The 26,271-nt window shown below is 43.5% G+C and carries 32 protein-coding genes and 1 other annotated feature; of the genes, 11 read left to right on the top strand and 21 right to left on the bottom strand.

What is annotated here, in order from left to right; translation table 11 throughout:
- Window positions 1-6 precede the first annotated feature (6 nt).
- Window positions 7-321, bottom strand: coding sequence for a PTS lactose/cellobiose transporter subunit IIA (locus CHH48_RS13850; protein ID WP_095219745.1), 315 nt, complete (start codon window positions 319-321; stop codon window positions 7-9).
- Window positions 322-395: 74 nt separating this feature from the next.
- The gene (gene lacG / locus CHH48_RS13845; RefSeq protein WP_095219744.1) at window positions 396-1,796 is read right to left on the bottom strand and encodes a 6-phospho-beta-galactosidase; all 1,401 of its coding nucleotides are present in this window, start codon (window positions 1,794-1,796) and stop codon (window positions 396-398) included.
- Window positions 1,797-2,022: 226 nt separating this feature from the next.
- On the opposite strand from lacG, the gene CHH48_RS13840 reads away from it, so the two are divergent.
- Complete coding sequence (locus CHH48_RS13840; RefSeq protein ID WP_095219743.1) at window positions 2,023-2,787, top strand: DeoR/GlpR family DNA-binding transcription regulator; 765 nt, start codon at window positions 2,023-2,025, stop codon at window positions 2,785-2,787.
- Window positions 2,788-2,799: 12 nt separating this feature from the next.
- Window positions 2,800-3,477 (top strand): HAD family hydrolase, encoded by a 678-nt coding sequence (locus tag CHH48_RS13835; protein ID WP_095219742.1) that lies wholly within the window; start codon window positions 2,800-2,802, stop codon window positions 3,475-3,477.
- Window positions 3,478-3,513: 36 nt separating this feature from the next.
- Here the strand turns inward: CHH48_RS13835 and CHH48_RS13830 are convergent, their stop codons facing one another.
- Complete coding sequence (locus tag CHH48_RS13830) at window positions 3,514-4,110, bottom strand: flavin reductase family protein (protein WP_095219741.1); 597 nt, start codon at window positions 4,108-4,110, stop codon at window positions 3,514-3,516.
- Between the two features lie 80 nt (window positions 4,111-4,190).
- On the opposite strand from CHH48_RS13830, the gene CHH48_RS13825 reads away from it, so the two are divergent.
- The gene (locus tag CHH48_RS13825; RefSeq protein WP_095219740.1) at window positions 4,191-4,922 is read left to right on the top strand and encodes an ArsR/SmtB family transcription factor; all 732 of its coding nucleotides are present in this window, start codon (window positions 4,191-4,193) and stop codon (window positions 4,920-4,922) included.
- A 145-nt stretch (window positions 4,923-5,067) separates the two neighbouring features.
- Here the strand turns inward: CHH48_RS13825 and CHH48_RS19820 are convergent, their stop codons facing one another.
- Window positions 5,068-5,160: a putative holin-like toxin gene (locus CHH48_RS19820; RefSeq protein ID WP_245609660.1), complete on the bottom strand. Its 93-nt coding sequence runs from the start codon at window positions 5,158-5,160 to the stop codon at window positions 5,068-5,070.
- Between the two features lie 179 nt (window positions 5,161-5,339).
- On the opposite strand from CHH48_RS19820, the gene CHH48_RS13820 reads away from it, so the two are divergent.
- Window positions 5,340-5,933: a C39 family peptidase gene (locus CHH48_RS13820; RefSeq protein ID WP_095219739.1), complete on the top strand. Its 594-nt coding sequence runs from the start codon at window positions 5,340-5,342 to the stop codon at window positions 5,931-5,933.
- A gap of 28 nt (window positions 5,934-5,961) precedes the next feature.
- Here CHH48_RS13820 and pbp4b read toward each other — a convergent pair whose 3' ends face one another.
- The 5 genes from pbp4b to CHH48_RS13795 form a co-directional block, all read right to left on the bottom strand.
- A complete protein-coding gene (pbp4b, locus tag CHH48_RS13815) occupies window positions 5,962-7,293 on the bottom strand; it encodes a penicillin binding protein PBP4B (protein ID WP_095219738.1) in 1,332 nt (443 codons plus the stop codon).
- Between the two features lie 119 nt (window positions 7,294-7,412).
- A complete protein-coding gene (locus tag CHH48_RS13810) occupies window positions 7,413-7,880 on the bottom strand; it encodes a hypothetical protein (RefSeq protein WP_095219737.1) in 468 nt (155 codons plus the stop codon).
- 2 nt (window positions 7,881-7,882) lie between these two features.
- Entirely contained in the window at window positions 7,883-8,077 is a 195-nt protein-coding gene (locus CHH48_RS13805) for a helix-turn-helix transcriptional regulator (RefSeq protein ID WP_095219736.1), read from the bottom strand.
- A gap of 100 nt (window positions 8,078-8,177) precedes the next feature.
- The gene (locus CHH48_RS13800) at window positions 8,178-8,927 is read right to left on the bottom strand and encodes an HAAS domain-containing protein (protein ID WP_095219735.1); all 750 of its coding nucleotides are present in this window, start codon (window positions 8,925-8,927) and stop codon (window positions 8,178-8,180) included.
- A 2-nt stretch (window positions 8,928-8,929) separates the two neighbouring features.
- Window positions 8,930-9,253, bottom strand: coding sequence for a PadR family transcriptional regulator (locus tag CHH48_RS13795; RefSeq protein WP_095219734.1), 324 nt, complete (start codon window positions 9,251-9,253; stop codon window positions 8,930-8,932).
- Between the two features lie 194 nt (window positions 9,254-9,447).
- Here CHH48_RS13795 and CHH48_RS13790 point away from each other — a divergent pair, with 194 nt between their 5' ends.
- Complete coding sequence (locus CHH48_RS13790; RefSeq protein ID WP_095219733.1) at window positions 9,448-10,098, top strand: DUF975 family protein; 651 nt, start codon at window positions 9,448-9,450, stop codon at window positions 10,096-10,098.
- A 17-nt stretch (window positions 10,099-10,115) separates the two neighbouring features.
- Here CHH48_RS13790 and CHH48_RS13785 read toward each other — a convergent pair whose 3' ends face one another.
- Window positions 10,116-12,164: a CocE/NonD family hydrolase gene (locus CHH48_RS13785; RefSeq protein WP_176466451.1), complete on the bottom strand. Its 2,049-nt coding sequence runs from the start codon at window positions 12,162-12,164 to the stop codon at window positions 10,116-10,118.
- A gap of 162 nt (window positions 12,165-12,326) precedes the next feature.
- On the opposite strand from CHH48_RS13785, the gene CHH48_RS13780 reads away from it, so the two are divergent.
- From CHH48_RS13780 to CHH48_RS13760, 5 genes are read left to right on the top strand one after another with little or no spacing between them, the layout of a single operon-like run.
- Window positions 12,327-13,010, top strand: coding sequence for a TetR/AcrR family transcriptional regulator (locus tag CHH48_RS13780; RefSeq protein ID WP_095219732.1), 684 nt, complete (start codon window positions 12,327-12,329; stop codon window positions 13,008-13,010).
- A gap of 16 nt (window positions 13,011-13,026) precedes the next feature.
- A complete protein-coding gene (locus CHH48_RS13775) occupies window positions 13,027-14,157 on the top strand; it encodes a betaine/proline/choline family ABC transporter ATP-binding protein (RefSeq protein ID WP_095219731.1) in 1,131 nt (376 codons plus the stop codon).
- A gap of 18 nt (window positions 14,158-14,175) precedes the next feature.
- A complete protein-coding gene (locus CHH48_RS13770; protein WP_095219730.1) occupies window positions 14,176-14,829 on the top strand; it encodes an ABC transporter permease in 654 nt (217 codons plus the stop codon).
- Window positions 14,830-14,847: 18 nt separating this feature from the next.
- On the top strand, window positions 14,848-15,765 hold the full coding sequence (locus CHH48_RS13765) for an osmoprotectant ABC transporter substrate-binding protein (RefSeq protein ID WP_095219729.1): 918 nt from the start codon (window positions 14,848-14,850) through the stop codon (window positions 15,763-15,765).
- A gap of 15 nt (window positions 15,766-15,780) precedes the next feature.
- Window positions 15,781-16,437, top strand: coding sequence for an ABC transporter permease (locus tag CHH48_RS13760; RefSeq protein WP_095219728.1), 657 nt, complete (start codon window positions 15,781-15,783; stop codon window positions 16,435-16,437).
- Between the two features lie 37 nt (window positions 16,438-16,474).
- Here the strand turns inward: CHH48_RS13760 and CHH48_RS13755 are convergent, their stop codons facing one another.
- The 6 genes from CHH48_RS13755 to CHH48_RS13725 all read right to left on the bottom strand — a co-directional run bounded on the left by CHH48_RS13755 (window position 16,475) and on the right by CHH48_RS13725 (window position 20,546).
- A complete protein-coding gene (locus tag CHH48_RS13755) occupies window positions 16,475-17,437 on the bottom strand; it encodes a Gfo/Idh/MocA family protein (RefSeq protein ID WP_371809517.1) in 963 nt (320 codons plus the stop codon).
- 86 nt (window positions 17,438-17,523) lie between these two features.
- Window positions 17,524-18,177, bottom strand: coding sequence for a DUF3298 and DUF4163 domain-containing protein (locus CHH48_RS13750; protein ID WP_095219726.1), 654 nt, complete (start codon window positions 18,175-18,177; stop codon window positions 17,524-17,526).
- 50 nt (window positions 18,178-18,227) lie between these two features.
- Complete coding sequence (locus CHH48_RS13745) at window positions 18,228-18,698, bottom strand: ASCH domain-containing protein (protein WP_095219725.1); 471 nt, start codon at window positions 18,696-18,698, stop codon at window positions 18,228-18,230.
- Window positions 18,685-19,470 carry a protein phosphatase 2C domain-containing protein gene (locus CHH48_RS13740; protein ID WP_095219724.1) on the bottom strand — a complete coding sequence of 262 codons (786 nt, stop codon included), beginning with the start codon at window positions 19,468-19,470 and terminating at the stop codon, window positions 18,685-18,687. The genes CHH48_RS13745 and CHH48_RS13740 overlap by 14 nt, the downstream gene beginning before the upstream one ends.
- Entirely contained in the window at window positions 19,457-19,915 is a 459-nt protein-coding gene (locus CHH48_RS13735; RefSeq protein ID WP_095219723.1) for an HIT family protein, read from the bottom strand. Before CHH48_RS13735 ends, CHH48_RS13740 begins: the two co-directional genes overlap by 14 nt.
- A 40-nt stretch (window positions 19,916-19,955) precedes the next feature.
- Window positions 19,956-20,159, bottom strand: a binding site (T-box leader).
- A complete protein-coding gene (locus tag CHH48_RS13725; protein ID WP_095219721.1) occupies window positions 20,160-20,546 on the bottom strand; it encodes a PH domain-containing protein in 387 nt (128 codons plus the stop codon). It lies immediately after the preceding feature.
- Between the two features lie 334 nt (window positions 20,547-20,880).
- Between CHH48_RS13725 and CHH48_RS13720 the strand changes: the two genes are divergently transcribed.
- Entirely contained in the window at window positions 20,881-21,552 is a 672-nt protein-coding gene (locus CHH48_RS13720; protein ID WP_095219720.1) for a hypothetical protein, read from the top strand.
- Between the two features lie 41 nt (window positions 21,553-21,593).
- Here CHH48_RS13720 and CHH48_RS13715 read toward each other — a convergent pair whose 3' ends face one another.
- The 5 genes from CHH48_RS13715 to CHH48_RS13695 all read right to left on the bottom strand — a co-directional run bounded on the left by CHH48_RS13715 (window position 21,594) and on the right by CHH48_RS13695 (window position 26,049).
- Window positions 21,594-22,235, bottom strand: coding sequence for a FusB/FusC family EF-G-binding protein (locus tag CHH48_RS13715; protein ID WP_095219719.1), 642 nt, complete (start codon window positions 22,233-22,235; stop codon window positions 21,594-21,596).
- A 71-nt stretch (window positions 22,236-22,306) separates the two neighbouring features.
- Window positions 22,307-23,053 (bottom strand): alpha/beta hydrolase, encoded by a 747-nt coding sequence (locus CHH48_RS13710; protein WP_095219718.1) that lies wholly within the window; start codon window positions 23,051-23,053, stop codon window positions 22,307-22,309.
- Between the two features lie 4 nt (window positions 23,054-23,057).
- Window positions 23,058-24,095: a FecCD family ABC transporter permease gene (locus tag CHH48_RS13705; RefSeq protein ID WP_095219717.1), complete on the bottom strand. Its 1,038-nt coding sequence runs from the start codon at window positions 24,093-24,095 to the stop codon at window positions 23,058-23,060.
- Window positions 24,085-25,098: a FecCD family ABC transporter permease gene (locus CHH48_RS13700; RefSeq protein ID WP_095219716.1), complete on the bottom strand. Its 1,014-nt coding sequence runs from the start codon at window positions 25,096-25,098 to the stop codon at window positions 24,085-24,087. Before CHH48_RS13700 ends, CHH48_RS13705 begins: the two co-directional genes overlap by 11 nt.
- Before the next feature lie 3 nt (window positions 25,099-25,101).
- A complete protein-coding gene (locus tag CHH48_RS13695; RefSeq protein ID WP_095219715.1) occupies window positions 25,102-26,049 on the bottom strand; it encodes an iron-hydroxamate ABC transporter substrate-binding protein in 948 nt (315 codons plus the stop codon).
- Window positions 26,050-26,271: the final 222 nt, after the last annotated feature.

Here is a 26,271-nt window from a genome sequence, read left to right as displayed (position 1 = left end):
CTCCTCTTAACTCGTTTTACGGTAGAGCTCGACGAAGTCCTGTACGAGCTCCCGAAGAAGCAATGTTGTCATCAGATGATCCTGACCATGGATGAAGATGAAGCCGATATCCATATCCTTGCCGGCTGCTTCATCTGCCAATATTTGCGTTTGTGCATTGTGAGCTAATTTAAGATTTTCATCTGCACTTTTCAGCTCTTCTTCTACATTCTCGAAGTTTCCTGTACGCACTTCCCGCAACAGCTTCATCAGCGAGCTGCGCGCATCCCCGGCATATGCAACAATCTCAAAACCTAGCATTTGTAATGATTCTTTTGTCATAATAACCCTCCTAGAATGCTTGCTTTATATTAGTTTCGGAAAAGCACGGCGAGCAGGACCCACCGTGCAGGGAATCAACTGATTGTTTTGGTTTCACTCAGACGCTTGTACCAGTAAGCAGAAGCCTTCGGATAACGCTTTTGTGTTTCAAAATCAACATAGAATAATCCATAGCGTTTGTTATACCCATTTGTCCAAGAAAACAGATCCATCAAGGACCAGAGGAAGTAACCTTTCACATTCACCCCATCCTCAATTGCCTTGCCGATAGCTTCCAGGTAGACTTTCAGATAGTCGATCCGTGCCTCGTCCATGATGACGCCATCCTCGAACTCATCTTTGTAGCCCATTCCGTTTTCGGTAATATAGATTTTGTTGTAATGAGGATAATCCTCTTTTATACGCATTAGGATGTCATACATACCTTCCGGATAGATCAGCCAATCCCAATCTGTGCGCTTCAGTCCTTCCTTATAGATTCGTTCTCCAATTCCTTTTACTTTGTAGACAGAAGTCCCTTTGTCTCCTGTTCCATTGTGATGAATCTGCGTTTCGCCATCATACGCTTTAACGAAGTGACATTGATAGTGGTTGATTCCAAGATAGTCATTACGGTGGGATGCCTTCTTCATAATCTCAAAATCTTCTTCTAGGAATTCATAAGTCGCACCGTTCGCTTCGGCAATTTCTTCGAGTGCTTGCATCGTTTTATCTGAATAGTATCCGAGATATGTAGCATCCAAGAGGAAGCGGACGGAAAGCGCATCATCCAAGAAAGCCGCATGCTGATCTTCCGGTGAGTCTGTTGCCGGATATTTCGTTTCTAAGGAATGTACAACTCCAATCTCACCAGGGTAGTTGTTATCCTTAAACAAGTTAACCGTCCGAGCATGGGCAACCATCATATTATGCAAACACTGTATGATCATTGAAAAATCACTTTTCACAGACGGCGGAAATGTTCCTAATAAGTACTGGTTTGTGGCAACCGGATAAATTTCATTGAATGTGCTCCAGTAGTGAACTTCATGGAATTCCTTGAAACAGAATTCTGCGTAGTCGACGAAGGCGTCTAAGTTCTCCCGATTCAAGAAGTCTCCTTTATCGAACAGTGTCTTTGGAGTATCAAAATGGTGTAAGGTGACAAAGGCTGTGATATTCCGCTTTTGACACTCTGCAAATAGATTATGGTAGAAGTCGACACCTTCTTGATTCACTTCTCCGGTTCCATCAGGGAAAATTCTTGTCCATGCAATCGAAATACGGATACCATTTACACCGAATTTCTCACAAAGCCTGATGTCCTCTGGATATTGATGATAAAAGTCACTAGCAGGATCGGGACTGAATCGTCCTTGCTTCTCCAGGAATTCATCCCAGGCTACTAGCCCCTTACCGCCTTCCTTTGTCGCACCCTCTGCTTGATAGGCTGCTGTTGCTCCCCCAAATATAAAATCCTCAGGCAACTTATACATGATCGGATTCCTCCTCCAGAATGTTTGTTTAAACAGTAATATATTGTTTGTTTTTGTTATCTTTCGTTTATTGTAAACGGATACAATATACCTGTCAACGAATTTTTTTCTAAAATTAGGCAAATGTTAATGGATAACAAACAATCATGTGTTTGTATTTGTTTATTTATATTGACTGTATTAACTTGCATATGATAAGTTATGTTTAAAGTTTTGAGGTGAAAATATGTTGAAAAGAGAGCGCTTATTGAAAATAGTGGACATCGTCAACAAACAAGGAATCATAACAGTCAACGATATCATCCACGAATTGAACGTTTCAGATATGACAATCCGCAGAGATTTAGATGAATTGGATAAAGCAGGTAAGCTAGTAAGGATACATGGCGGCGCACAAAGTATCACCCATGCAATGGACCAGGAGTTGTCCCATGTGGAAAAGCTGGATGTCCAAGTAGAGGAAAAAACGCAGATTGCTGCATTAGCTGCTTCTATCGTAAATGACCGAGATACGGTTTTTCTTGGTCCAGGAACAACGATTGAACTGCTTGCCCGCCACTTACTTCATAAGAAAATCAGAATCATCACGAACAGCTATCCAGTGTTTGAGATCCTAACCCAAAGTGATACAGCTGAGATTATGCTGATCGGCGGGGATTTCCGAAAAAATACTGGTACGTTCGTCGGACCGCTAGTAAATAGCAGCCTGCAAAAGCTCAATTTCACAAAAGCTTTCATCAGTGCGAACGGGGTTCACAATGAAGAGATTTCTACCTACAGCATTGAAGAAGGTGAAGCACATCAGATTGCTCTGAACAACTCACGCAGCAAATACTTACTTGTCGATCATACGAAATTCAATCGGGAAGATTTCTATGTATTTTACAACCTGCATGATATGGATTATCTAATAACGGATGACAAGATACGATCAGACGTTCAGGCGCATTACGAGCAGTATGTTGAGATGCAATTACCACAAAAGGCATAAGGAGGAATAGAAATGAAAGGCGTCATTTTCGATTTCAACGGCACCATGTTCCTGGATTCCCATTTACATGAGCAGGCTTGGTTCCATATGATCCGCAAGTATGCTGCAGCACCCATAACAGATGAAGAAATTTTCAAGAATATCCACGGCCGCACGAACAGTGAGATTTTACGACACTTCATCAATAATGACCTCACAAAGGGAGATATACAGAAACTATCCGATGAAAAGGAAAGTCTCTACCGAGATCTATGTCTGCAAAATGAGAAGGATCTTGTACTCACCAAGGGTTTGGTGGAAACTTTGGATCACCTAAAAGCACAGGGTACGCCTATTACAATAGCAACGGCAACGGTGAAAGAAAATGTTGCCTTCTACTTCGATGTTTTCAAGCTGGACAGGTGGTTCAATTTTGAAACTGTCACATTCGATGATGGCAGTTTCCCCGGAAAACCTGCTCCTGATATCTTCTTGATAGCAGCTAATAAACTAGGTCTGCAGCCAAACGAGTGCCTTGTCATCGAAGACGCCTTTTCCGGTCTCACCGCCGCGAAGAAAGCCCGAATTGGTACAGTCATTGCAATCGATCCTTTTGGGAAAAATCGTGAAGCCTTTGAACAGAACGAGCTTGGTTCAGGTGGTATTATTCAAGATTTTACGACTTTCCAAGAACTTTTGCTCGTTAAATAGCAGAACCCCTCATCTGACCGATGAGGGGTTCTTCCATTATGCCCGCGCGGTCTTGCCTAATTCTTCTCCAAGTCCAAAGTAATGACGGAAGTTGTAGATGAGCGGACTCCACTTACTTGGATCAATATGCTTCCCCTCTTTTAAAATGTTTTCCTGTGCATGGACGGCTACAACTTCCACCTCTATAATGGCAATACCCTCCATATAGTCCGGTTCTCTGATATGTCTTACTTCTGCTTCAATTTGTAATGGGCATTCTGCAATAGCCTCTGCGCTCACAACTGAGGAGATTTTTCTCGTTAGACCAGCTGCATGGAATTTATCTTTTACAGAGATGTATCCATATGCCGCTTTATCCGACGGAACCGCCTCTTTTCCTGAACAAGCAGCAATCCGTTCGACGTGCTGCCATAAATCAGGACCTGGAATATTCAGCACACATCCCCCTCTCCGCTGTAAATTCTCATATGCTTTCCCGGTTGTACCGAGACCGATGACAAGAAAATGATCCAATGCCCAGGAAGAAGATATTGGACTGATGTTTGTCGTTCCATCCTCATTCACTGTCGTGAGAAGGACAACAGCGTTGCCATAATATAAAATCTTAGGATTAATTGTTTTTGTTTTCATCATCTTACTTCTCCCCTCTCCATCTTTAGCTTAAAATAAAGATATTACGAGCGTCATCGAAATATGGATGTTACGAAAGGAGAATGGGTTTGCATCCTCAACATGTCGCAGCAGCTGCAAGCCTGCTTAGTGAATCTTCTCGGAGTATCATGCTCACTTACATGCTCGATGGAAGATTCCATACTTCAGGGGAGCTAGCTCGGGCTGCCGGTATCACGCCGCAGACAGCCAGCTTTCATCTAAAAAAGCTAGAAGAAGCTGGGTTCCTTGATCAGACCAAGCAGGGACGCCATCGTTATTACGGATTAAAAGATCCTGCCATTGCACAAGTAATCGAATCATTGCTGACAATTACACCGCCTGCTCAAGTTTCCTCCTTCAAGCAGGCAGCTGAAGACCAAGCTATCCGCTATGCCAGGACCTGCTATGATCATTTGGCTGGTTCACTCGGTATACAGGTTGCGAAAGCTCTGGTTGATAGTGGTTATATAATTCAAGATCACGATCAATTCATCCTGACAGCAAAAGGAGAAGCCTTCTTCTCAAATTTCGGTATCAACTTGGAAACAACGCGAAGAAAAAGGCGTTCATTCAGCCACTGCTGCTTGGACTGGAGCGAGCGGAAGCACCATCTCGCCGGCGCTTTAGGAAGTGAAATGCTGGAACGTTTTCTGGAAATGGAATGGCTGAGAAGAAAACCCGAATCGCGGGCTCTCCTTCTTACAGAGAAAGGGAGAAATGGGTTTGCTGAGGTATTCGGTTTGGACACTGCAAACATACATAAAACACATGACAACAAGGTTTATTTACGATAAAATGTGCATAAGATAATAACGAAAAAAGACCGCCTGGTGCTGGTAACACCAAACGGTCAAGCAATAGCAAGGATTCCTCAAAGGAATCGACCCATGAAAGAGCGAAAAAATAACCTACCCATCATGAGCTGTCACTCAAGGGTGGTTATTTTTTTTGGTTTTTATCAGACATGATCGCAACAACCAGCGTACCGAAAGAAATCATCAGCGTCAGCGTTTCGAATACTGTCAGAGGCATCACCTCCCTCCCTGGAGGGATAAGTGAGCCGACCACCCTTGAGTCATCTATGCTATTGTCTGTTCATTATACCAAGCTCGTCTCTTGGCCACATCTTACTTTCGGTGGAGTTTTTCTTGTATTCAACGGCACCGCTCTATTGCTATAATTAGGAAAAATTGCGTAAGGTGGGATGAGATTTGAGGTTACTAGACGTACCCTACATCAAGCAGCGCCCAGAGCTGCCTTCCGGATGTGAAGTAACAGCGCTGGCAATGGCTCTGTCCTATTATGGAGAAGATGTCGATAAACTATCATTAGCTCGTGAAATGCCCATAGATAAAACATCTGTAGAACGCAATGAGGATGGAACAATCCGCATATGGGGTGATCCGGAGGATGGTTTTGTCGGCGATCCATTCGATAATGGTATTACGATAAACCCGAATCCGCTGAAACAAGTAGCAGAAAAGTACCGGTCTGGCAGCTCGGCACTGTACGGAAAAGCATGGGATGTCATTGAAACTCATGTAGCAAATGACCGCCCTGTATTGGTTTGGTTTACAATTCACCATGACATGCCTACACCACGTGTCTGGCACACTCCAGCTGGGAAAGTCGTTCAAGCACCCCGTCCGCTGCATTGCATCGTCGTGACCGGTGCAGATGATGACTACGTTTATTTCCACGACTGTGAATCAACAGAAAAAAGCGGCGAGCATGTAAAGGTAGGAAAAACTCAGTTTATCCGAATCTATGATGAAATGGGAAGGCGCGCCCTTGTTATCACATAGAAAAACACGGTCAAATGACCGTGTTTTTTCATTCCATCGCTTCATATATCGCCTGGACAACTGGTCCATAATCGCCTGTAGCATATTCGTCTCCAGCAAACAAATTACTGTTTGCTGCCGGATCAAGCACAGGTGTGTGCTTCTTGTTTGTCAGCAGGACGATCCCAAGGTCATATTCCGGGTCGAGGATTGTAACTGTACCGGTCCAGCCCGTATGACCGTAGGCTGTGTCACTTGCCAACGAACCGAACATCCAATCCATCGTCCCTTCATCGCCATTCCTGCGCCAGCCAAGCCCATACGTTTCATTTGTAGGAGAAGCCGCTGTAAATGTCTCAATCACATCTTCACCAAAAAATTCCTGTTTGCCATATCCGCCGCCATTTAACATGACTTGCAGCAAAACAGCCATATCATTCGTCGTCGAGAAGAGTCCCGCGTGCCCGGATATACCATCCATTGCATAATAGCTTTTCTCATCATGCACTTCTCCGATAATCGTTTCTGTCCTGATATTCGGGAAAGAGAAATACCCATCTCTTGTGTTACCTAGACGCTCTGTCGCGGCCACATCTTTCACCTTCACGCCGTTCTTCAAGGGGTTGAACATCGTATTCTTCAAGCGAAGCGGATCATAAAAGGTGTCTTCTACATACGTATCCAGTCTTTCACCCGTCACACGTTCCACTATGACACCCAACAGCATATAATCAATGTCGCTATACAGGTGGTTGGTTCTTGGTTCATATTGGAGCGGAACCTGAGGCAAAAGTTCGATTGTACGCTCTCGATCCTGCGAATAAAATGCACCTGCTGTATCCGGGTTATGGAATTCAATACTCGCTGGAAAACCTGCCTGGTGCTGCAGCAGATCTTGTATTAAAATCGTATTCTTCCCTTTTATCGCTGCATTTGCCTCATCCTTGAATTCTGGAATGTAATCACTGACTTTATCCGTCAACCTGATTTCTCCCTCGCTGACAAGATGCTGCAGCGCAAAATTAGTTGCGTACATCTTTGTATTGGAAGCCAGATCATATAAGGTATCTTTTTTCACTTTCTTAGGATTTTTAAGCTCCTCCAGTCCGTCATATACTTGACGGTAACCGTAACGGGATTCCTTCACAATCTTTCCGTCCTTTATAATGAGCAATGATGCTCCCGGAAATCCATTTTCGATATCGCTTTCAATTAATTCATCCACTTTCGCTAACCCTTCCTTAGTGAATCCCGCTTCTTCAACTCTCTTCGCCTTATCCAATGTTGGGTACTCAGTTGTAACTGCCAATGCTGACGTAGGGACAAATAATAGCAAGAATATAAGTGAGAAAATAGCAAACTGCTGACCAAGACGTTTCATCCGAACTCCTCCTTTGTCTTGTCTACTGTTTCCCTTAAGCTAAAACAAATTCCTTTCCGCATTGGAAAAACACGAAAAAAGCACTGCAATATGCAGTGCTCGACAGGTAAATGATCTGGTCAGTCAATCAACTCTCGGTTTTTCCAGTAGGACCTTTTCAGTGATACATAATTAGTTAAGAACAGCAGTAATGCTGCTATGAAGCTGACGATCAGACCTTCTATAAGAGGGACTGACATCATGCCAAATACATCGAATGACGCAATGCTCGCACACATAATAACAAGAAATGACGTTGATTTAATAATAATCAATTTCCTCTCTCGTCTATAAGCTTTTGCAGTCATTATTTCAGCAAACTCCATACCTGACAGAATATAACGAATCCAGACGTAAGCTATTGTTCCGAACAACATCCCAATCAGAACAACGACACCATCCATAGGAATAAAATCAAATTGAGAAATAACAATCAGAGTCAAGACAGCTATCAGCTGCAAAATGGCAGCTTCCGCAAAGTAAACGAGTATAGTCCTGCGCTTGTATTCATCATCCGGCAGCAAAAAACGAATCCATGTCTTCTCCACTCTCAATCTACCTCCCAGAATAAGTCATCCAATGTCTTCCCTAACGCCTTTGCGATCGCAACACAGAGCTGAAGCGTGGGATTGTACTCTCCTTTTTCGATCAAACCGATTGTCTGCCTGGTCACCCGCACTTGCCTGGCCAATTGCTCCTGCGTCATTTTCTGTTCCATCCGTGTAAATTTCACTTTATTTTTCATGTATCAGGATCTCCTATGTAATATATACATTACATTTGTTGGGTATATATTACATCCAAATCTCTCCCCAGTCAATAAAAAACGCATGCCTAAGCATGCGCTAATTATCTTTCTTAAGTAGTCTAAGTTGCCAAATTATTAGAGATAGAGAAAATAAAATAATGATTGAAAGAATAATAATAAGCTTGCTTTGCTCATTTATATTAATGAAATGTAAAATCACCTGCGGAATGTAAAGAACTGCTGGCACGATGACGGAAATCCACGCTTTCCAATATAGTGCTGCAGCAATGAAAATGATGCAAGCGGCAATGATCACTGCTATATTCATGGCTGGACTGATTGTCAGCATTGGTGTCTCAATAAAAAGATCTGCCACCAGTATTCCCGTGAACATGGCAGTAGGAGCGAATCCCATCACTATATATAGCATGACGGTCACTTTTTTGGATAGTTTGTTTGCTGCTATAAAACGATACATTCCAAACAGCAAGAGTATGGTAACAATAAATACTAAGGGATTTCCAATGAGCGCCAGCATGGAATAATCCCTTTCGTCTGCTATCGCCTTATTCATGATGAGATATGCAAAGGCATTCAACAAGATAAGCGGGACAAATATAAGCCAAAACCTCCCATCCGTTTCCACCTCTGCTTCTATTTCCTTCATATATGCTTTTGGAGACTTCCCGATAATATGCTCGACATTTTTTCCATTCTGCTCTGCTTCATACAGGTGATCTTCCAACTCTTCCATTAATTCATTCACTTCGTCTTCTTTTTTGTTGCTGGCGAATAGATAAATCCGCAAGTTATCGAGAAATGTCTGGCTTTCCTTAGATAATGTCATGATTAATCCCCCTTCAAAATGTTATCCACGCTCGTAGAGATGACTGCCCATCTCCCTTTGAAATCTTCCAGTTCTGCATGACCTTCTGCGGTTAACTTATAATACTTCCGCTTTGGTCCGCCTGATGGTAATGTCTTACTGGTTGTCGTAACGAGGCCTTCTTTTTTCATACGCAGCAGCAATGGATAGATACTGCCCTCGCTTACCATGGTAAAACCATAGGAAGCAAGCTTCTCCACCATTTCATAGCCATACGTTTCACGCTCAGCAATGATTGCAAGCAGACAACCCTCTAAGATGCCTTTTAATAATTGACTGGATGACAAAATCAACTTCCTCCTCAACTATATTGTTTTACAAGATAGTTGGACAAAAAAAGAACCCCACTACTTTGTTTTGCAAGATAGTTACACTTTAACATGTGCTCCCCGAAATAACAACCATACTTTTCCATTAATGTATGGTATGCTCAAGACGGCACTAGACATATACATTAGAAAAAACGCTGGGGGACAAACATGTGATTGATAATCGTACTCTAAAACAGGATGCTCTAGACAGTCTTAGCGGCAATTGGGGAAAAGGTGTACTTGCTGTCTTCCTCTTCTCGGTCATTTCATTTACCATAAAGATAATAACAAACTCTTGGTTTGGCTTTTCTGCTGTGGCGGGAGAAGACATCACCATTAAGGAAGAGTCGTTAAGTTTTATACGAGATACTCTTTTAGATTATGTGTTGCTTATGCCACTTTTTGTAGGAACAACTTGGCTATTTCAAAGCTTCGTCCAAGGAAATCGACCTTCCTTCGGCTTCATTTTTTCCCCTTTCAAGCGTTTCTGGCGGTACATGCTGACAGGACTGATTTTGACTATCCTGCTGACTTTTTGGACCTTATTGTTGATTGTACCTGGCATCATCAAATATTTAAGTTATTCCCAGACACTTTACATTTTGCGGGAGAATCCACATTATTCTATTTTCGAAGCTATTCGGGAAAGTAAAGAAAAAATGCACGGATACAAGATGGAGTTATTTTTATTGCAGCTGAGCTTTATAGGCTGGGCTTTGTTATCCATTCTAACCTTATTTATCGGCCTGTTTTGGCTGGAACCATACTTCCGGACAACCATGGCCAGTTTCTATGAACTGAAAATAAAGCAGGCATCCTGAGGATGCCTGCTTTCCTCTTACATAAAATCTCTAGGAATCTTTTCGTTCCATTCCTTTTTAAAAACTTCTTTCTCTCCTTCAAAGGCCTTAAGTTTATGCTTAAGGTAAAAGTGACCTTCATCACACCACATATAGCAGGACAAATCCAAATGCGTCTGCCAATCATCGCGCCCTATATCCATTGTCCAATCACATTGGACACTAGCAGAAAGCGGATCTCCTTCTTTAATTGTGTAAACGTTGCGGTTTGTACTGCCATATTCCATTCCGTTATCCGCAAGCTTACGCGCACCTTCATCTGAATAATCATCCAGAATCCATGTTTTTTCCACCATGTCATAATGTATTTGTCGTTTTCGGCTTTCCGGTCGCAATATTTCCTTTTTCAACACCGGTGCTGTTTCAGGCTGCTGGAATGCTGGCAGCTGATCATCGATAGATTGTGTCTCTCTCGTTGGCAGCAGCAGTTTCGTCTCTTTGCCTGGATAGATGGTAAGGGTTGCCTCTTTAGGCGACGGCCAAGCATGTGGCCAATATGTCGGTGCAACGGCTACTTGCCAGCGGTGACCGGCTGGAATTGCATGAGCAATATCATTCAGCTGTACAGTTACTTGTACCTTCTTCCCGGGTGTTAATTTTTCCGGGAATTCGTGACTATTCCGGTGCGTTAAATTAAGCATCCCCCATGTTACACGTGTAACACTTCCATCAGGAGCAACATCATTTAGACGAACTGCCAACAGCGCCTTTTCTTGGTCACTTGCTATTTCCAATTGCAGCTTCGGAGCCCCGAGAATTTCCATTCTTTCTTCCAAAGGTGTACTGGTGAATACAGTAGCAAATCCATTTTCCAAGCGTTGATCAGATGGCATATCTCCTGGCTGTCCAAATGGACAAAACACTCCCGCATAAAGTCCATGCTGCTGCATGCTTGAAACATTTATAGGCAGACCGCTTTTAGACTCTTCGCCTAGTTCTTGATTGAACAAGTACAGTTCCTTCTGCTTGATAACTGGTGAGGGCCATTGTGTTTCTGCTACCCATCTGCCTGGTCTCTCTTCATATTCTACCTGAGGCGGTACACTATCCTGCATCCAGGCTCGCAGTATCGGCTCTTCCATTATTCCGTTATCTTTCCCTTTGAGCCAATGATCCCACCAGCGCAGACATTCTTGCAAAAATCCGATAGATGGGCCCGGTATAGCTACCTCTGGATATTCATGGGCCCAAGGTCCGATCAGTCCTTTTCTCGGTGCTTTTAATCCTTCCAAAAGCCGAGGAATTGCATTCGTATATCCGTCTGCCCAGCCTCCTACAGCAAATACAGGTACTTCTATATCCTGATAGTCCTCATTGACGGAACCATGTTTCCAATAAGCATCCCGTCGTTGATGCCGCACCCACTCTTGTGCAAATGGTGGTGTCTCTTCCATGCGGCGAATCCAGTCCTCCCGCCACTTTTCTCCTACGATCTCGGGATCAGCAGGTCTTGCATTATACGCAAACATTGTTGATGCCCACCAAAGCATGTCCGATGCGAGCAGTGCTCCGCCTTTATAATGGACATCATCTGCATAGCGATCATCGGTCGAACAGAGTGTAATAACTGCTTGCAGCTCTGGAGGTCTTCTGGCAGCTACCTGCAGTCCATTGAATCCTCCCCATGATTTCCCGATCATACCTACTTTGCCCGTTGACCATGGCTGCTCAGCTATCCATTTCAGAACATCTTCTGCATCATCCTGCTCTTGCGGCAAATACTCATCATAAAGAATACCTTCTGAATCCCCGCTACCGCGGATGTCCACACGTACACTGGCATATCCATGACCTGCAAAGTAAGGATGACGAATGCTATCACGCAAAGCAGTAAAATCATCTTTTCGATACGGGATATATTCCAATATACCTGGTACTGGTGTTTCTTCTGCATCTTCAGGAAGCCAGATTCTCGCCGATAATCTCACACCATCTCGCATCGGAATCCATATATGGGGTATTTCTTTTACCTTGTGCGGATAAGTCGTTTTAATTTGCAGCTGATTATCGCGGACGTTAAATACCATATCTATCTTCCCTCCTAGGCAATTTTGCATTGTTAAGCTTCTATGCTATACTTTATAATCATGATTACTTTTTAATCGAGATTATAATAACATACGCGATTACGACTTAACAACCATGGGGAGGCGAGCACGAACGCGTATGTAAAGGAGAAAAAAAGCACTATGAACAAAAAGGAAATCCAAAAAAGCCGCATGTGGAAATATTTCGTGGAAGCGACAGCGGATATTATTCGCGAAGAGGGATTAGAGAAAGTTACGATCCGTAAAGTAGCGGATCGTGCGGGCTACAACAGTGCCACGATATACAATTACTTTTCTGATTTATCTCACCTCGTTTTCTTTGCATCCATGACATTCCTTAAGGATTATACCGACGAAGTCGTCGTCTATATGAACCGTTCCGATAAGCCTTTGGAAAAGTATTTGCTGGCTTGGGAATGCTTTTGCACGTATTCCTTCCGTCACCCGAAGCTATTCCATGCTATTTTCATCATGGATCTTGGTGACAGCCCGGAAAATATGCTGGAGCGGTATTATGCGAAGTTTCCAAGGGATTTGTTTAACATCCCAGAGGAGCTTCAACCGACATTACTGGAACGCAATATGTCCAAGCGCGGCCGTTCTGCATTAGAGCTGGCATTAGAAGCTGGTGAAATCAGCGAGAGGAATGTAGATGCGATCAACGAATTGACTATCCTCATCTGGCAAGGGATGTTCAACAATGTGCTGAACCATCGCAGGACTTATGATCCTGAAATTGCGATGCAAAAAACGATGCGATATATTACGGAAATTGTCCGTAATGAAACATCATTTGATTTCACAGACAATAAATTTGCACCTTAAACAGGAGGTTATTTTTGTGCTGACGTTCGAGAATGTAACGAAAATCTACAGTGGCAGCAAGAAGGCTGTGAACAACCTAAACTTGCAGATCGAGAAAGGCGAATTCATCTGCTTTATCGGTCCGAGTGGCTGCGGTAAAACAACAAGTATGAAAATGGTCAACCGTCTCATCGAACCAACAGAAGGAAGAATTTTGATCGATGGCAAGGATATCATGAAGCAGAACCGTGTTCAGATGCGCAGAGAAATCGGCTATGTCATTCAGCAAATCGGTCTTTTCCCGCATATGACGATCAGTGAGAATATAACGCTCGTCCCGAAGCTGTTGCAATGGTCCAAGGAAAAGCGGCGTGAGCGAGCTGTAGAATTGATTAAATTGGTCAATCTTCCTGAGGAATATCTTGATCGTTATCCGCAGGAGCTAAGTGGCGGTCAGCAGCAGCGGATCGGTGTACTACGAGCTTTGGCTTCCAATCCTCCTCTCATTCTGATGGATGAACCCTTCGGTGCATTAGACCCTATTACGAGAGATGGCTTACAAGAAGAGTTCAAGGATCTTCAAAGAAGATTAGGTAAGACAATCGTTTTCGTTACCCACGACATGGACGAAGCTATCAAACTCGCAGACCGTATTGTCATCATGAAGGATGGAGAAATCGTTCAAGTAGATACACCAGATGAGATCCTGCGCAATCCAGCTAACGAATTCGTAGAATCCTTCATCGGAAAAGAACGCCTTATCCAGACAAAACCAGATGTTACGACAGTTGGTCAGATCATGAACAAGATACCTGCTACAGTTCATAAAGAAGAGACATTATCGACAGCGATTCAGCGCATGAAGGAAAAACGAGTGGATTCCTTGCTTGTTATCGGAGACGATCAAACACTTGAAGGATACATCGACGTAGAGGATATAGAAGAGAATCGTAAGAAATCAACACTCGTCGGTGAAATCTATGAAACAGAGCTTTACAAGGTGAAAGAAGACAGCCTCATACGTGATACTATCCAGAAAATGCTGCGAAGACATACTAAATATGTACCTGTCGTAGACGATCAAAACAGACTCAGAGGTATCGTTACAAGAGCAACACTCGCAGACCTTGTCTATGATTCTATTTGGGGCGATGAGGATGACAATTAAGAAGGAGGTCCAAATCACATGGATACATTGATTCAATTCTTCCAGGAACAAGGCAGTACACTTGCCCTGAAAACGTGGGAGCATTTATATATATCATTGATTGCTGTTTTGCTCGGTATCCTTGTCGCTGTACCGGTGGGCATCCTGCTGACGCGGATCAACCGGGCAGCAGATACAGTCATTCGTATTGTCAGTATCATTCAAACCTTCCCAAGCCTCGCCATCCTGGCATTCTTCATTCCTATCTTAGGCGTTGGCAAGGTACCGGCAATCGTTGCATTATTCTTCTATTCCATGCTTCCAATTCTGCGTAACACTTACATTGGTATCAAAAACACCGATAAAAATCTACTGGAGGCCGGCCGTGGGATGGGTATGACAAGTACACAGCTTATCTTCAGCGTGGAAATGCCACTTGCCATTCCCATCATCATGGCAGGAATCCGTGTTTCTACCGTCTACCTGATCGGCTGGGCTACACTTGCATCATTCGTAGGAGCTGGCGGTCTTGGTGATTTCATTTTTGATGGGTTAAATCTTTATCAACCCGAATTGATTTTAGCAGGAGCAATTCCTTCTACAGTCCTAGCACTGCTTGCTGATTTCATCCTGGGCAAGGTTGAGAAGAAGCTTACTCCTACTACAAAGAGCACTCATTATGAAACAGCATAGAAAGGGGCGACAACAGGTATGAAAAAGCGAATCAAACTGGTCTTGGTTGGTATGATGACGGCCTTTCTTCTCTCTGGCTGTTCGCTTCCCGGCCTTGGTGGCAGCTCCGCCGATACGATAAAAATCGGTACAGTGACCACATCCGAAACACAGACTTTAGGCTATATTCAGAAATATATGATCGAGCATTATACCGACCTGCATGCAGAAATCGTCGGAAACTTGGGATCCTCCATCGTTATGCATCAAGCAATGGTCAATGGTGATGTAGATATATCTGCAGCAAGATATACAGGTACTGACCTTAGCGGTGCCCTCCACATGGATTTGGTGAATGATCCTGATGAAGCGATGGCGATTGTGCAGCGCGAATTCGAGGAGCAATTCGATCAGAAATGGTTTGACACTTACGGATTCGACAACACCTATGTTCTGTCTGTCCGTCAGGATGTAGCTGACGAAGAAGGGCTGGAGAAAGTTTCCGATCTGAAATCTGTAGCCGACAAATATCAATTCGGTGTTGATAATAGCTGGATTAATCGTGAAGGGATTGGCTATGACGAATTCGTCAAAGGATATGGATTCGAATTCAACAAAGTCTACCCGATGCAGATTGGTCTCGTCTACTCCGCATTGAACAGCGGAAAAATGGATGCCGTATTGGCTTACTCTACAGATGCCCGATTGAAGCAATTCAACCTGGCAACATTGGAGGATGATAAACATTTCTTCCCCCCTTACGACGCTTCTCCGGTAGCAACGAATGAAGTACTGCGGGAACATCCAGAGATTGATGATATTTTGCAGAAGATGGTAGGGAAATTCAATAACGAAACAATCGTTGAACTGAACTACCAGGCAGATATCGAGAAAAAGGAACCTAGTACAGTAGCAAGAGAATATTTAGAGGAACATAACTACTTTGAGGACAATTAAGGAGGTGCAGAGACGATGGATATATTAAAAGAACTAATGACATATTATAGCGAAAACGGCGCTTACATCTGGACAGAGTTCTATCGGCACTTCCTTATGTCTGCATACGGTGTATTGTTTGCGGGTATCGTGGGCATCCCAGTCGGTATATTGATTGCCCGCTACAGCAAGCTCAGTCCTTGGGTCATTTCCTTTGTGAATGTCATCCAGACAGTGCCTGCACTTGCATTGCTAGCTGTTCTCATGCTGGTGATGGGTTTAGGGACAAATACAGTCATCCTAGCGTTATTCCTTTATTCACTGCTCCCGATCATAAAAAATACGTATACAGGAATACTTGGAGTAGATAAGACATTGAAGGAAGCAGGAAATGCGATGGGAATGACCAGATTCCAGATTTTGCGTATGGTTGAACTTCCTCTCTCCCTATCTGTCATTATGGCTGGACTGCGTACTGCGCTTGTTATTGCGATTGGTATCGCCACAATCGGAACATTCATCGGCGCTGGCGGGTTAGGCTCCATCATCGTCCGAGGTACGAATGCAGCAGAAGGGGGCGCCATCATATTAGCAGGCGCTATTCCGACTGCACTCATGGCTGTAATGGCCGACTTAGTTATGGGTTGGTTTGAGAAATTGCTTTCTCCGGCAAACAGCAGAAAATTGAGTTAAACAGCAAAAATGCTCCGGTAGTGTCCGGAGCATTTTTTTATTCAAAGCTAAAGCTTATTTCCCACTGCTTCCGAAGCTGATCCATAATCTTCATAACATCCTTTGTATAGGGCAATGTTACATGTGGAACATCCTTTTCGATGAGTTCCTTCATTGCTTTTACTTCATACTGCAATGCCTTCTCTGTCTCTCCAGCTTCTATAGTTTCTGTTTTGCCTTGCTCTACATAACAAACCGTGGCATGTTGGGCCCTGGAGAACTTCTCCATATCAATGAATCCTTTTGTACCCATGACTGTAGCACGTTCTGGAGATTCCACCATAAAGGATAATGTGATGGTAGCAAGCTGGCCTTTCTTGTTCTTCAGAATTATTCCTGCCTGCTGGTCCACACCTGTTTCATGCTTCGTAACGGTGCTGATAACTTCACTAGGCTCTTCCTGAATAAACATACGAACAAACGCCAAAGCATAAACGCCTATATCCAAGAGTGCTCCACCCGCCAAATCAGGATTAAAGAAACGATTTTTCGGATCATTTTCTTTGATGCTGTTAAAGTTCACACTTAATGTCTGGATGTCACCGATTTTCCCAGCATCGACCAACTGCTGTAGTTCTTTATAAATCGGCATATGATAAATTGTCATTGCTTCTGCTACAATCAGCTGCTTCTCTGCTGCCAATGCAGTGATTTCATCCAGTTGCTTGGAGTTCACTGTAATCGCTTTCTCGGCTAGCACATGTTTTCCATGCTTTAAGGCTTCTATGATTGTTTCATAATGAAATGCATGAGGCGTCGCTATGTATACAACATCTACTTCAGAGTCATCCAGCACACCCTGGAATCCTTCATACACCCTAGGTATATCGAATTTCTCTGCAAATGCTTGTCCCTTTTCTTTGTTCCTTGCGCCAACCGCCAGAATGGATTCTCCTTCTTTCTGCAAAGCTTCCGCAAAATGATGTGCAATCGAGCCTGGTCCTAGAATTCCCCACTTCATCATTTGTTTCTCCCCATTTCTCTATTATATTTAATTAGATATACCCGAAAAAGCCATGGATGCAGCATACTTCCATGGCTTCTTTCTTAGCTGTATATTTTCTTAGGTATTTTGATAACTTGATTGCCGGAGACATATGGTGCAATATCGTATTGCTGGAATACAAGCGCTATGCCTTCATCTGTAAAAAAGAACGCCGTATTCTCATTTAGGTGGATGTCCTCTTTTTTCAGATCAGGATAGAATATCTCTGGTCTCGCCTTAGCATAGGTAAAGACGTAGTGCTGCACTTTCTTCAGCTGACTCGGTGTCTGCAGAATATCTGTCAAATAGACGCGTTTCTTTTCTTTTAAGTCGTAATTGTAGGATTCTACCACAGTAGAGCCGTGCGCCCCACCGGTAAAGATATAGCTGCTCATCAGGATACTAAGCCTGCGATCCGTATTATATTTGACTTCAAAATCAGTCTGATAATCAGGATCATAATTATATTTTTTGCCAGCCTCTATATTCTCCTTGCGTACTGATGCAGCTTTCTCGATATACGTCTTGAAGTCCTTGTTGATCATTCTCGTAAGCTTAGGTGTTCCCGCATGTTTTACTTGCGGATATTTCAGCTCTTCAATGCCATCGTAGTACTCTGTTTCCACAATTACATTCTTCTTAGGCTGTGCTTGCACTTGGTGCGTTAAAGCAGAAAAAGCAAGAAGTAACGCAAACAATATTATCGCTTTTTTCATCAGTTTCCCTCCACTGTATCTTCTTGTCTACAGTGTGTGCAGGACACCAATTATTTATGAGCGATAAACCGTACAGCGAATTCCTCACATACAACAAGCATGTCAGCTGAAAAGTCACGTCCGATTTCTTCCATTTCCTTTGAGAAGAATGGCTCGTGAACAGAACGCCAATAAGCAAGTGTACGATCACCTTCACCTTCTTTGAAGGCAAAAGTCTCATCAACCTCTTTATACGATTTTACTTCTACCTGTATAATTTCAATCACAGCACGAGGATTTCCTGCTCTGTCGAGAACAATACTATGAAGACCAGGTTCTGGGACAGGCTCATTCTCCAATTCATACAGCAGATGATTAGAAGATGTTGCTGTTTTGGTCCCCTGAACAACCAGCTCAGCTAGTTCATCCGCTAAAGCATCATCGCCGCCGAAGCTCCAGGCTGTATAAGTTTGTGGTGCCTCTGGGTTTTGTTCCAAATACGTTCGATAAAAAGCTTCTGTTTTCTCGTTATAATTTGTCACTTGGCATCAATCCTTCCTCTGCAATATCTACTGTCCAGCAAACAAATGTAGAGCTATCCCGAACGGAATGAGATTCCAAATCAGATAGCAGCCGCTGCACAAACGCATCATCATCCATTCTGGATAACAAATCATATAGTTTTTGACCATCCATGTTCAGTCCTGGACATTCCAGCAACCCATCTGTCGTCATGAAAAGTTGATTCTTTCCTTTTCTTAGCTGCCGCGTACCTGTTGTATAGGAGGGAACATGTAATGACCAGGCATTTTGCTGACCGATCCATTCGTAAAAATGTCGGGTATTTTGCTCAAACTCACCCATATCCGCTAATTCACTATGGAACAGATAAAAAAGACAATCTCCTATTGATAGCCACCAGACATATGCATCTTTACGGAAGACAAAGAGACATGCAGTCTCCCCATTAACATTTCGACATGCTTCCATGAAAGAAGGCTGGGATAATTGATCTGTAACGAATGCAGGTACTTGTCCAAATGCTGATGCTGCATCGCAAGCTTTTCGTAACTCAGGCTCTACCTGCAGAAAAGTTTCAGCAACGAGTCTAGCACTATCTGCTGAATGATGCGCATCCATCAGAAGTATGAACTCCCAATTCTCTCCGATGAACAATACTACTCCATCTTCGTTTTTTGTTTGACCGGCCTGGGTCATTCCACCAAGTCTTCCTAACACAAGACTCTCGATTTGCTTCACATCGGGTTCATCCAGGAATGTATGTTGATCGCCTGTCCAACTAAACGTTTGCACGGAAATTCTCTTTCATAAAGCACTGTAGTTTTGCTGTGACCTCTCTTATTTCCAACTCTCCGCCAAAAGGCGCATCTGGCCAAGCATAAACATCCATCGGTCCCCAGTATTTTTCAGGAGTTCCTGCATATCTAGGAATGATATGCATGTGAACATGAGGCACAGCATTTCCGGAGACAAGTGTGTACACATGCTCTGCTTGCAATGTCCCCTGCAATGCCTTTGCAGCGCGTTTCATTGCAATACCGAATGCAGCCGCTTCTTCCTCCGACATATCCCCGATTTGTGGGACATGGCGTTTCAAATCGAGCATAATATGACCAAGATAAGTCGGTTGTCCCTTTTTATCGATATGACTCATATAAATATATTCGTCTTCATAAATACAATCACCGCTCACTTCTATACGTCCTGCATGCTTGTCACAGATAAAGCAATTCTCCATAGTGCACTCCTCCTTATATAAAAAAATGTCCACCATCTCCTAAAGAGACAATGGACATTGTGGTACCACTCTTTTTCGGCGAGAAAGCCAGCTCACCCTCAAAGCTGATAACGGCTGCCAGCCGACCAGGCATTTCCTCCCGGGCACTCACAGATGAGTTCGGATGTTTCTCTGACTGCCTTGCACCTTCCGGCAGCTCTCTATGACAGTTTTCCATCCTACTGCTTCTGTTCCCTGCGTCTATCTATTCCAACAATTGCTTGCGATTGAACGTATTCCGGAACAAGAGATCACGCTGATGATTGTTAACGAACATCCTGACGATATCACTTACACCCTTTAGATGGATCAGGCGATGGCTTGTTACATATTTTATATCTCCATTATTCATATGGATAGACAATTCGCCTTCCCCTGTACCCTCTGTATAAAGGATATAGTCGATGCTGTCATAGCTGGTCGTATCCAGATAAGCTGGTTTTATCAACGGTTTGTGCGTAAACAGGATTCGGTTCTGTGTGACACCAAGGATGCCATTCCTCTCGTCGAGCTTACTTTGTACGTAGAGAAAAATTCGTTCGTCTTCTTCTAGGTACATGGACAATTCCTTCAGATCTCTTCTTTGCCCCATTTTCCGCGTTCTCCTCACTTAATGTACTTGCTTCCAATCCTGATTCATACTTTCTAAATATATATCGCACTTCAGAATTTATGCAATAAAAAAATGCTGTAGATGTAACTCTTTTCTGTTTGTTATACATTGCTCATACTCTCCTACATTTTACCAGCTAACAGAAAGAAATGATACCTCTCATCTCCAATTTTTCCAGCCCTTCCTAGACTTTCTTCTAGGAAATTAGGCTCTTTTCATTTCATTCCATATAGGGTTACGGTATGATATTTATGTCTTTATTTACTTATTTTCTAGAAGACGATCTTGTTAAAAGAGAGGATGAAAGAAGTATATGAAACTGTTCCGTATTCCAGCTGCAGTATTGTTGTTCGCAATCGCATTGACTTTATCCGCCTGCAGTAAGGACGAAAAAGCAGCCGAAGAGCCAAAGGCACCGACGGCACAAGCAGCAGTTACAGAAGGAAACGAAGATACAGATGCATTGTCTGTCAATTTGACGGACACTGTGACAGCAGAAAATCCCTACTTCCCGGACCGCCTGACGAAAGATGCGGTTGCAGATAAGGAAATGCTAGCTGAACAGAACTTTGATCAGTCCAAAAATGATGATAATCTGGAAGTGACCCTGAAAGGGATTCAATATACGAAGCTGAAACCGGCAGATTCCTATGAGGATTCCTTCACCGGTTTCGAGGATCCGGAGAAAATTGTTGCAGCGACAGCGAAGCTGGAAGTGAAGAATGATGGGGAAAGTGCGGTACCATTAAAGGAAATGGGTGCTTTTCTTGAAACTCCAACATACCGGATCCTGAACCATAATGTTTTGGAAGCAGATTCTGGTGAGATCGAACCTGGCCAGACTTCGACCAAATATGTTGTCTTCCTCATGGATCAGGAAGATTACAAAGAAGAAGATTCCTTCTCATTGCGTATCTCCAGTATCACTGATAAAGAAGAAGACTTGCTGGCAGCTGATTTGACATTTGATCTGCCCGAAGAATAAAAGAAGGAGCACTCGCCTCAAGGCATGTGCTCCTTCTTTATTTATGATGCATGCAGATTAGAGATGAAGCTGTAGAAGCGGTTGATATCTGTTAGATTTCGATTACACTTGGCGCTATCCCTGCAAACATAGTTTCCGCGTTTTACATACGTCCCTTGGCCGCGCCCAATTGAATCTGCCATGAATAATCCTACACTTTCTAGCTTATTGCAAATGGTGCACATCCCAGGCTGAGAGGATGGGGTCATAGTGCCGCGGACGGCCATCATGCCATCCTCATGTGGGGCGACCATGTATTTTGCCTGCTGACCAGGATCATTCCACCCTAGATAGGATGTTTTTTCCCAATCGAATTCATCAAGTTTCGGTACATGTAAATGCTTCACTTTCGGGAATAGCTTCCGCAACTGCTGTTCCGTAAGCGCAGGAAATGGCTTGATGGATGGACGCAGCTGAGCTAAAAAGAGCTCTGCATCGATTTCATCCTGCACACCCTGGATTCTTTTAATCATTTCCGCCTCTTCCTCTGAGAGCTTCTCGAATCGATTCAGAATCTTCTCTTCAGCTAATGAGCGGAGTCCAAAAATGATGTCTATATCTCTTACAGCAGCAGAACTATTCACGAGCTGCTGTACCTGTTCCTTAATATTGTTATATTGGTCGTTCCGGATAAAGGCTTGCATGTGGACATCCCTCCGTTTTGATCGCTTCCTCTCATTTTAGCAGATATCGAGCAGGAAACAAAAAAACCGGGTCAGCTGAAGAAATAGCGGAACGCTCGACTAAGCGTAGCAGGAACGACTGACGCGTGATTTTCATCATCTGCAACGTAGTATGCAGTCTTTTCATCTATAGAGCTCGGTAAACGATGATAGAGCGCCAACGCATCTTCTACCATGAAACCTTCCTTTTCTCCTACACCAATGAAGAGCTTGGAATCTTTGGCTTTGTTCAAAAAGGAATAGATATGCTTGTCATTCCACCAAATAGAAGGACTGATAGCCAAATAGCATTGGAAAGCTTCTGGACGTTTGAACATGCTGTACAGCGTAAACAATCCACCCAAGGAATGACCGTACAGACATTGCTTTTCATGCTGAACGTTATAGTTTTCCAAGATTCTCGGCTGCAGCTCATCTATGAGCCAATCCAGGAAAATATCTGCTCCTCCATGCTTTCCGGTTGTTTTCCATTTCATTCTATCTGGAAATTCATAAGCTGATGCTGGCGGTGTAAAATCATAAAAACGCCGTTCCCTAATAACCGTCTCTTCTGCATCTAATGCTATACCTACAACTATTGCCGGATCCACTCCGGTTTTAAGCATATTATGAGATTGATTGCGTATGACATCTGCACCGAATCCAAAATAAGCATTTCCATCCAGCATATAGATAACCGGATAGCCATCTTCTGATTGAGGGGGTTGATCCGGGATAAATAGTTGCACACGGTAATTCACTCCAGGCTCTTTCCCCGAAAGTGTCCATTCCTCTGTCATGTTTTCAGCCTCCTTTGTTTGCTTTTGCCAGTAAGTACAAGAAATAAGGTACGCCTATAATTGATACAACAATTCCTACTGCCAGTTCTGCCGGCGCAAAAACAGTCTTCGCAATATAATCTGAAAAGACGAGCAGCACCATGCCAGTTAAAGCACTGATTGGCATATTATATCGGTAATCATTTCCGACAAGACGCCTGCTGATATGCGGTGCAATCAATCCGACAAATGCAATCCCACCTGAAACGGACACACAGGCACTCACCAGACCAATGCTTGCTAGCAGCAGTATCGCCTTTTCGCGTTCATTACGGATGCCTAGGCTCCGAATCGAGTCATCGCTCAATTGAAAATAATTGAGCAAATATGATTTCCGGTAAAGCACTGCACCAAGGATGATGATCCAAGGCAGCATCGCATAGATATAAATCCAATTCGCATTATAAATGCTGCCTGTCGTCCAGACAGTGGCCATTTCAAAATCATTCGCATTCATCTTCAATGATATGTATAGCGACAGCGCTCCAAATCCTGTTCCAAGAGCGATACCCGTCAGGATGAGCCGCTGCATATCAAGCGTTCCCTGCCGCCAGGAGAAAGCAAAAATAAGCAGCGCCACCAGCAGCCCGCCAATGAAGCCGAATATCGGCATCATCAAGACCGCCAGCCAACCGCCAATTGTCTCGGATTGAATCATCCCTTGAAAAAAGAAGATATATAGAACAATGGCTGTCCCCGCACCAGCATTGATGCCAAGTATTCCCGGATCGGCCAATCCATTACGCGTGACTCCTTGCATCACAGTTCCTGCGATGCCTAAACCTGCGCCGACAAGTGCCCCAATTACAATCCGCGGCAGACGGAACTGAAAGATAACCAATTCAAGCTTGCGATCATCACTCAATCCAAATAATGTTCTAGAAATATCTCCTACAGTCATCGTATAGCTGCCGCTCGTTATATGCAGATAGATGGAAAGCAGCAGCAGCAAACTAATAATCATTCCACTTAGAATTAATTTTGAGCCGATACTAAGCCGCATATTGCTTCCCTCCCTTTCTCCAAATGAGATAAAGGAAGAATGGAACGCCTATAAAAGCAGTCACCACTCCAATTGGTGTTTCGAACGGTGCGTTGATAAAGCGACTGACCACATCGGATAAGCAGAGGAATATTCCGCCAATCACTGCAGAGCAAGGAATGAGCAGACGGTAATCAACCCCGATTAGAAAACGGGTAATATGCGGGACAACAAGTCCGACAAAAGCTATCTTCCCGACAAGGGCGACAGCTGTCCCTGTCAGGCAGACGACGCTGAGCATGCTAATCATCTTGATATAAACTGTCTTCTGCCCAAGTCCCGCAGCAACTTCCTCACCCAGTGCCATGATCGTGACCGATTTGGATACCGACATAGCCAAAACGAGCCCAATAAGACCAATCGGCACAGCCAATTTCAGCATATGGACATCTACTCCGTCCATTCTCGCGTTATACCAAATGCTTACATGCTGTGACACCTGATAATAGGAGGCGAAAGCTGCTGCACAGCCGCTGAGAAATGTTCCGATGACTGTCCCGATAATAGCCAGTTGAACTGGAGCCATTCCATTTTTCAGCAGCGAGGCAAAGCCGAATACGATACCGGCACCCACTGCAGAGCCTGCCATAGAGGAAAGAATCATCATATGATCAGATAGACCAGGAACAAGGACCATGCACAATGTAATTACTAGTGCAGAACCGTCATTGACTCCCATGATAGATGGAGAAGCAAGATAATTCCGTGTGATGCCTTGCATAATTGACCCAGCTATCGCTAAAAAAGCACCTACCAGCAAGGCAGCCAAAGCTCTTGGCAGTCTCGCAGTCAGCAAGATGGTATGGTCTACATTGTCAGAATCATAATGTAAAATCGCATCCCAAATCGTACTGATTGGCATATCCTTAACCCCATATAATACTGAAGCGAATACAACGAGCACTCCTGTCAAAGGAGCAGTGAGCAGCACTATCCAAGCAATTCTATTCTTTGTGCCATACATTGCTTATTCAGCCAGCTTTTCAGTTGCTGCTTTCAGGAATTCTGTCTTGCTCCATGCCGTTCCGCCCTGTGCCAATGGATCGATAGCATTCACGAATACATGATCTTCCTTTGCTGCATTAATAGACTTGAATATGTCGTTGTTTTGCAGGTCTTCCAAAGCACTAGCTTTCTCAGGATTTTCAGTCGTTTCAAATTGCAGGAACAGATAATCCGGATTTACTTCTGCCAGCTTCTCCAAGGAAATTTCCGCCTGTGCTTCCGCTTCATTGATAACTTCAGGTACTTGCAAGCCTAGATCACTGTATAATACAGGATTCAAATAGACATTCTGCGGATAAACGTACAGACTGCCTGCCCGGATTCTGACTACTAACACCTGCTTATCCTTAAGCACTTCTCCAAGTTCCGTTTTGGCTTCCTGCGAATCCTTTTCATAATCTGAAATGATCTGTTCAGCTTCATCCTCTTTGCCAGTCAAGGAACCGAGCAGCTCCAGATTCGCTTCCCAGTTCTCCGAGATATGAGAGTATGGAATAGTCATAGCTATGTCATTTAGTGACTTGCTAACATCCTCAGGAAACTTAGAAGATCCTAGAATCACATCGGGGTCAAGTGAAAGAATCGTTTCGTAATTTGGCTGCATTTTCTCGCCAATCAATTCTACACCTGATAAATCTTCTTCTAAATATGGAGGGGTTTCACCACCCACAGATAGCGCCCCGGCAGGCTTTACTCCCAATACAGCTGCATCCTCCATTGACTCGAGACTTGCTGTCACGATTGTATCCGTTTCTGCTGGAAGCGAGTATTCCTTATCCAAATATGTAATCTGCTGTTCCTTCTTATCCGATGATTCGCTAGATGCTGTATCGTCGCTATTTCCGCAAGCTGCCAAAGAAAAGCTCAAGGCTGCTGCAAGACCAATACCAGTTACTGTTTTCCACTTCATTTTGCTCTTCTCCCTTTCGTACTTTAGCTTGATCAGGACTAAAGCAATCGCCTAATTGATAATGATTATCATAATCAACTATAACAAAATAGAGAATTTATGCAATAAATAAATGGAAATTTGCTGTATAGAAAAAATGAATAGGCTGCAGAAATCTCAATCTGCAGCCTTGATAACTATGAACCTATACCGCTCGTACTTATAACAAAAAAAGAGGCTGGG

Origin of the sequence: Terribacillus saccharophilus, assembly GCF_002272075.1 — a bacterium.
GTDB lineage: Bacteria > Bacillota > Bacilli > Bacillales > Amphibacillaceae > Terribacillus > Terribacillus saccharophilus_A.
Note: the sequence above shows the minus strand (reverse complement) of the source record. Positions and strands in the feature narration are given on the sequence as shown.

Excerpts from the sequence above, each read along its gene's own strand:
- CHH48_RS13850 (WP_095219745.1), bottom strand. The coding sequence starts at position 321 with ATGACAAAAGAATCATTACAAATGCTAGGTTTTGAGATTGTTGCATAT.
- lacG (WP_095219744.1), bottom strand. The coding sequence starts at position 1,796 with ATGTATAAGTTGCCTGAGGATTTTATATTTGGGGGAGCAACAGCAGCC.
- CHH48_RS13840 (WP_095219743.1), top strand. The coding sequence starts at position 2,023 with ATGTTGAAAAGAGAGCGCTTATTGAAAATAGTGGACATCGTCAACAAA.
- CHH48_RS13835 (WP_095219742.1), top strand. The coding sequence starts at position 2,800 with ATGAAAGGCGTCATTTTCGATTTCAACGGCACCATGTTCCTGGATTCC.
- CHH48_RS13830 (WP_095219741.1), bottom strand. The coding sequence starts at position 4,110 with ATGATGAAAACAAAAACAATTAATCCTAAGATTTTATATTATGGCAAC.
- CHH48_RS13825 (WP_095219740.1), top strand. The coding sequence starts at position 4,191 with ATGGGTTTGCATCCTCAACATGTCGCAGCAGCTGCAAGCCTGCTTAGT.
- CHH48_RS19820 (WP_245609660.1), bottom strand. The coding sequence starts at position 5,160 with ATGCCTCTGACAGTATTCGAAACGCTGACGCTGATGATTTCTTTCGGT.
- pbp4b (WP_095219738.1), bottom strand. The coding sequence starts at position 7,293 with ATGAAACGTCTTGGTCAGCAGTTTGCTATTTTCTCACTTATATTCTTG.
- CHH48_RS13805 (WP_095219736.1), bottom strand. The coding sequence starts at position 8,077 with ATGAAAAATAAAGTGAAATTTACACGGATGGAACAGAAAATGACGCAG.
- CHH48_RS13800 (WP_095219735.1), bottom strand. The coding sequence starts at position 8,927 with ATGACATTATCTAAGGAAAGCCAGACATTTCTCGATAACTTGCGGATT.
- CHH48_RS13785 (WP_176466451.1), bottom strand. The coding sequence starts at position 12,164 with ATGGTATTTAACGTCCGCGATAATCAGCTGCAAATTAAAACGACTTAT.
- CHH48_RS13780 (WP_095219732.1), top strand. The coding sequence starts at position 12,327 with ATGAACAAAAAGGAAATCCAAAAAAGCCGCATGTGGAAATATTTCGTG.
- CHH48_RS13770 (WP_095219730.1), top strand. The coding sequence starts at position 14,176 with ATGGATACATTGATTCAATTCTTCCAGGAACAAGGCAGTACACTTGCC.
- CHH48_RS13765 (WP_095219729.1), top strand. The coding sequence starts at position 14,848 with ATGAAAAAGCGAATCAAACTGGTCTTGGTTGGTATGATGACGGCCTTT.
- CHH48_RS13760 (WP_095219728.1), top strand. The coding sequence starts at position 15,781 with ATGGATATATTAAAAGAACTAATGACATATTATAGCGAAAACGGCGCT.
- CHH48_RS13755 (WP_371809517.1), bottom strand. The coding sequence starts at position 17,437 with ATGAAGTGGGGAATTCTAGGACCAGGCTCGATTGCACATCATTTTGCG.
- CHH48_RS13750 (WP_095219726.1), bottom strand. The coding sequence starts at position 18,177 with ATGAAAAAAGCGATAATATTGTTTGCGTTACTTCTTGCTTTTTCTGCT.
- CHH48_RS13735 (WP_095219723.1), bottom strand. The coding sequence starts at position 19,915 with ATGGAGAATTGCTTTATCTGTGACAAGCATGCAGGACGTATAGAAGTG.
- CHH48_RS13725 (WP_095219721.1), bottom strand. The coding sequence starts at position 20,546 with ATGGGGCAAAGAAGAGATCTGAAGGAATTGTCCATGTACCTAGAAGAA.
- CHH48_RS13720 (WP_095219720.1), top strand. The coding sequence starts at position 20,881 with ATGAAACTGTTCCGTATTCCAGCTGCAGTATTGTTGTTCGCAATCGCA.
- CHH48_RS13715 (WP_095219719.1), bottom strand. The coding sequence starts at position 22,235 with ATGCAAGCCTTTATCCGGAACGACCAATATAACAATATTAAGGAACAG.
- CHH48_RS13710 (WP_095219718.1), bottom strand. The coding sequence starts at position 23,053 with ATGACAGAGGAATGGACACTTTCGGGGAAAGAGCCTGGAGTGAATTAC.
- CHH48_RS13705 (WP_095219717.1), bottom strand. The coding sequence starts at position 24,095 with ATGCGGCTTAGTATCGGCTCAAAATTAATTCTAAGTGGAATGATTATT.
- CHH48_RS13700 (WP_095219716.1), bottom strand. The coding sequence starts at position 25,098 with ATGTATGGCACAAAGAATAGAATTGCTTGGATAGTGCTGCTCACTGCT.
- CHH48_RS13695 (WP_095219715.1), bottom strand. The coding sequence starts at position 26,049 with ATGAAGTGGAAAACAGTAACTGGTATTGGTCTTGCAGCAGCCTTGAGC.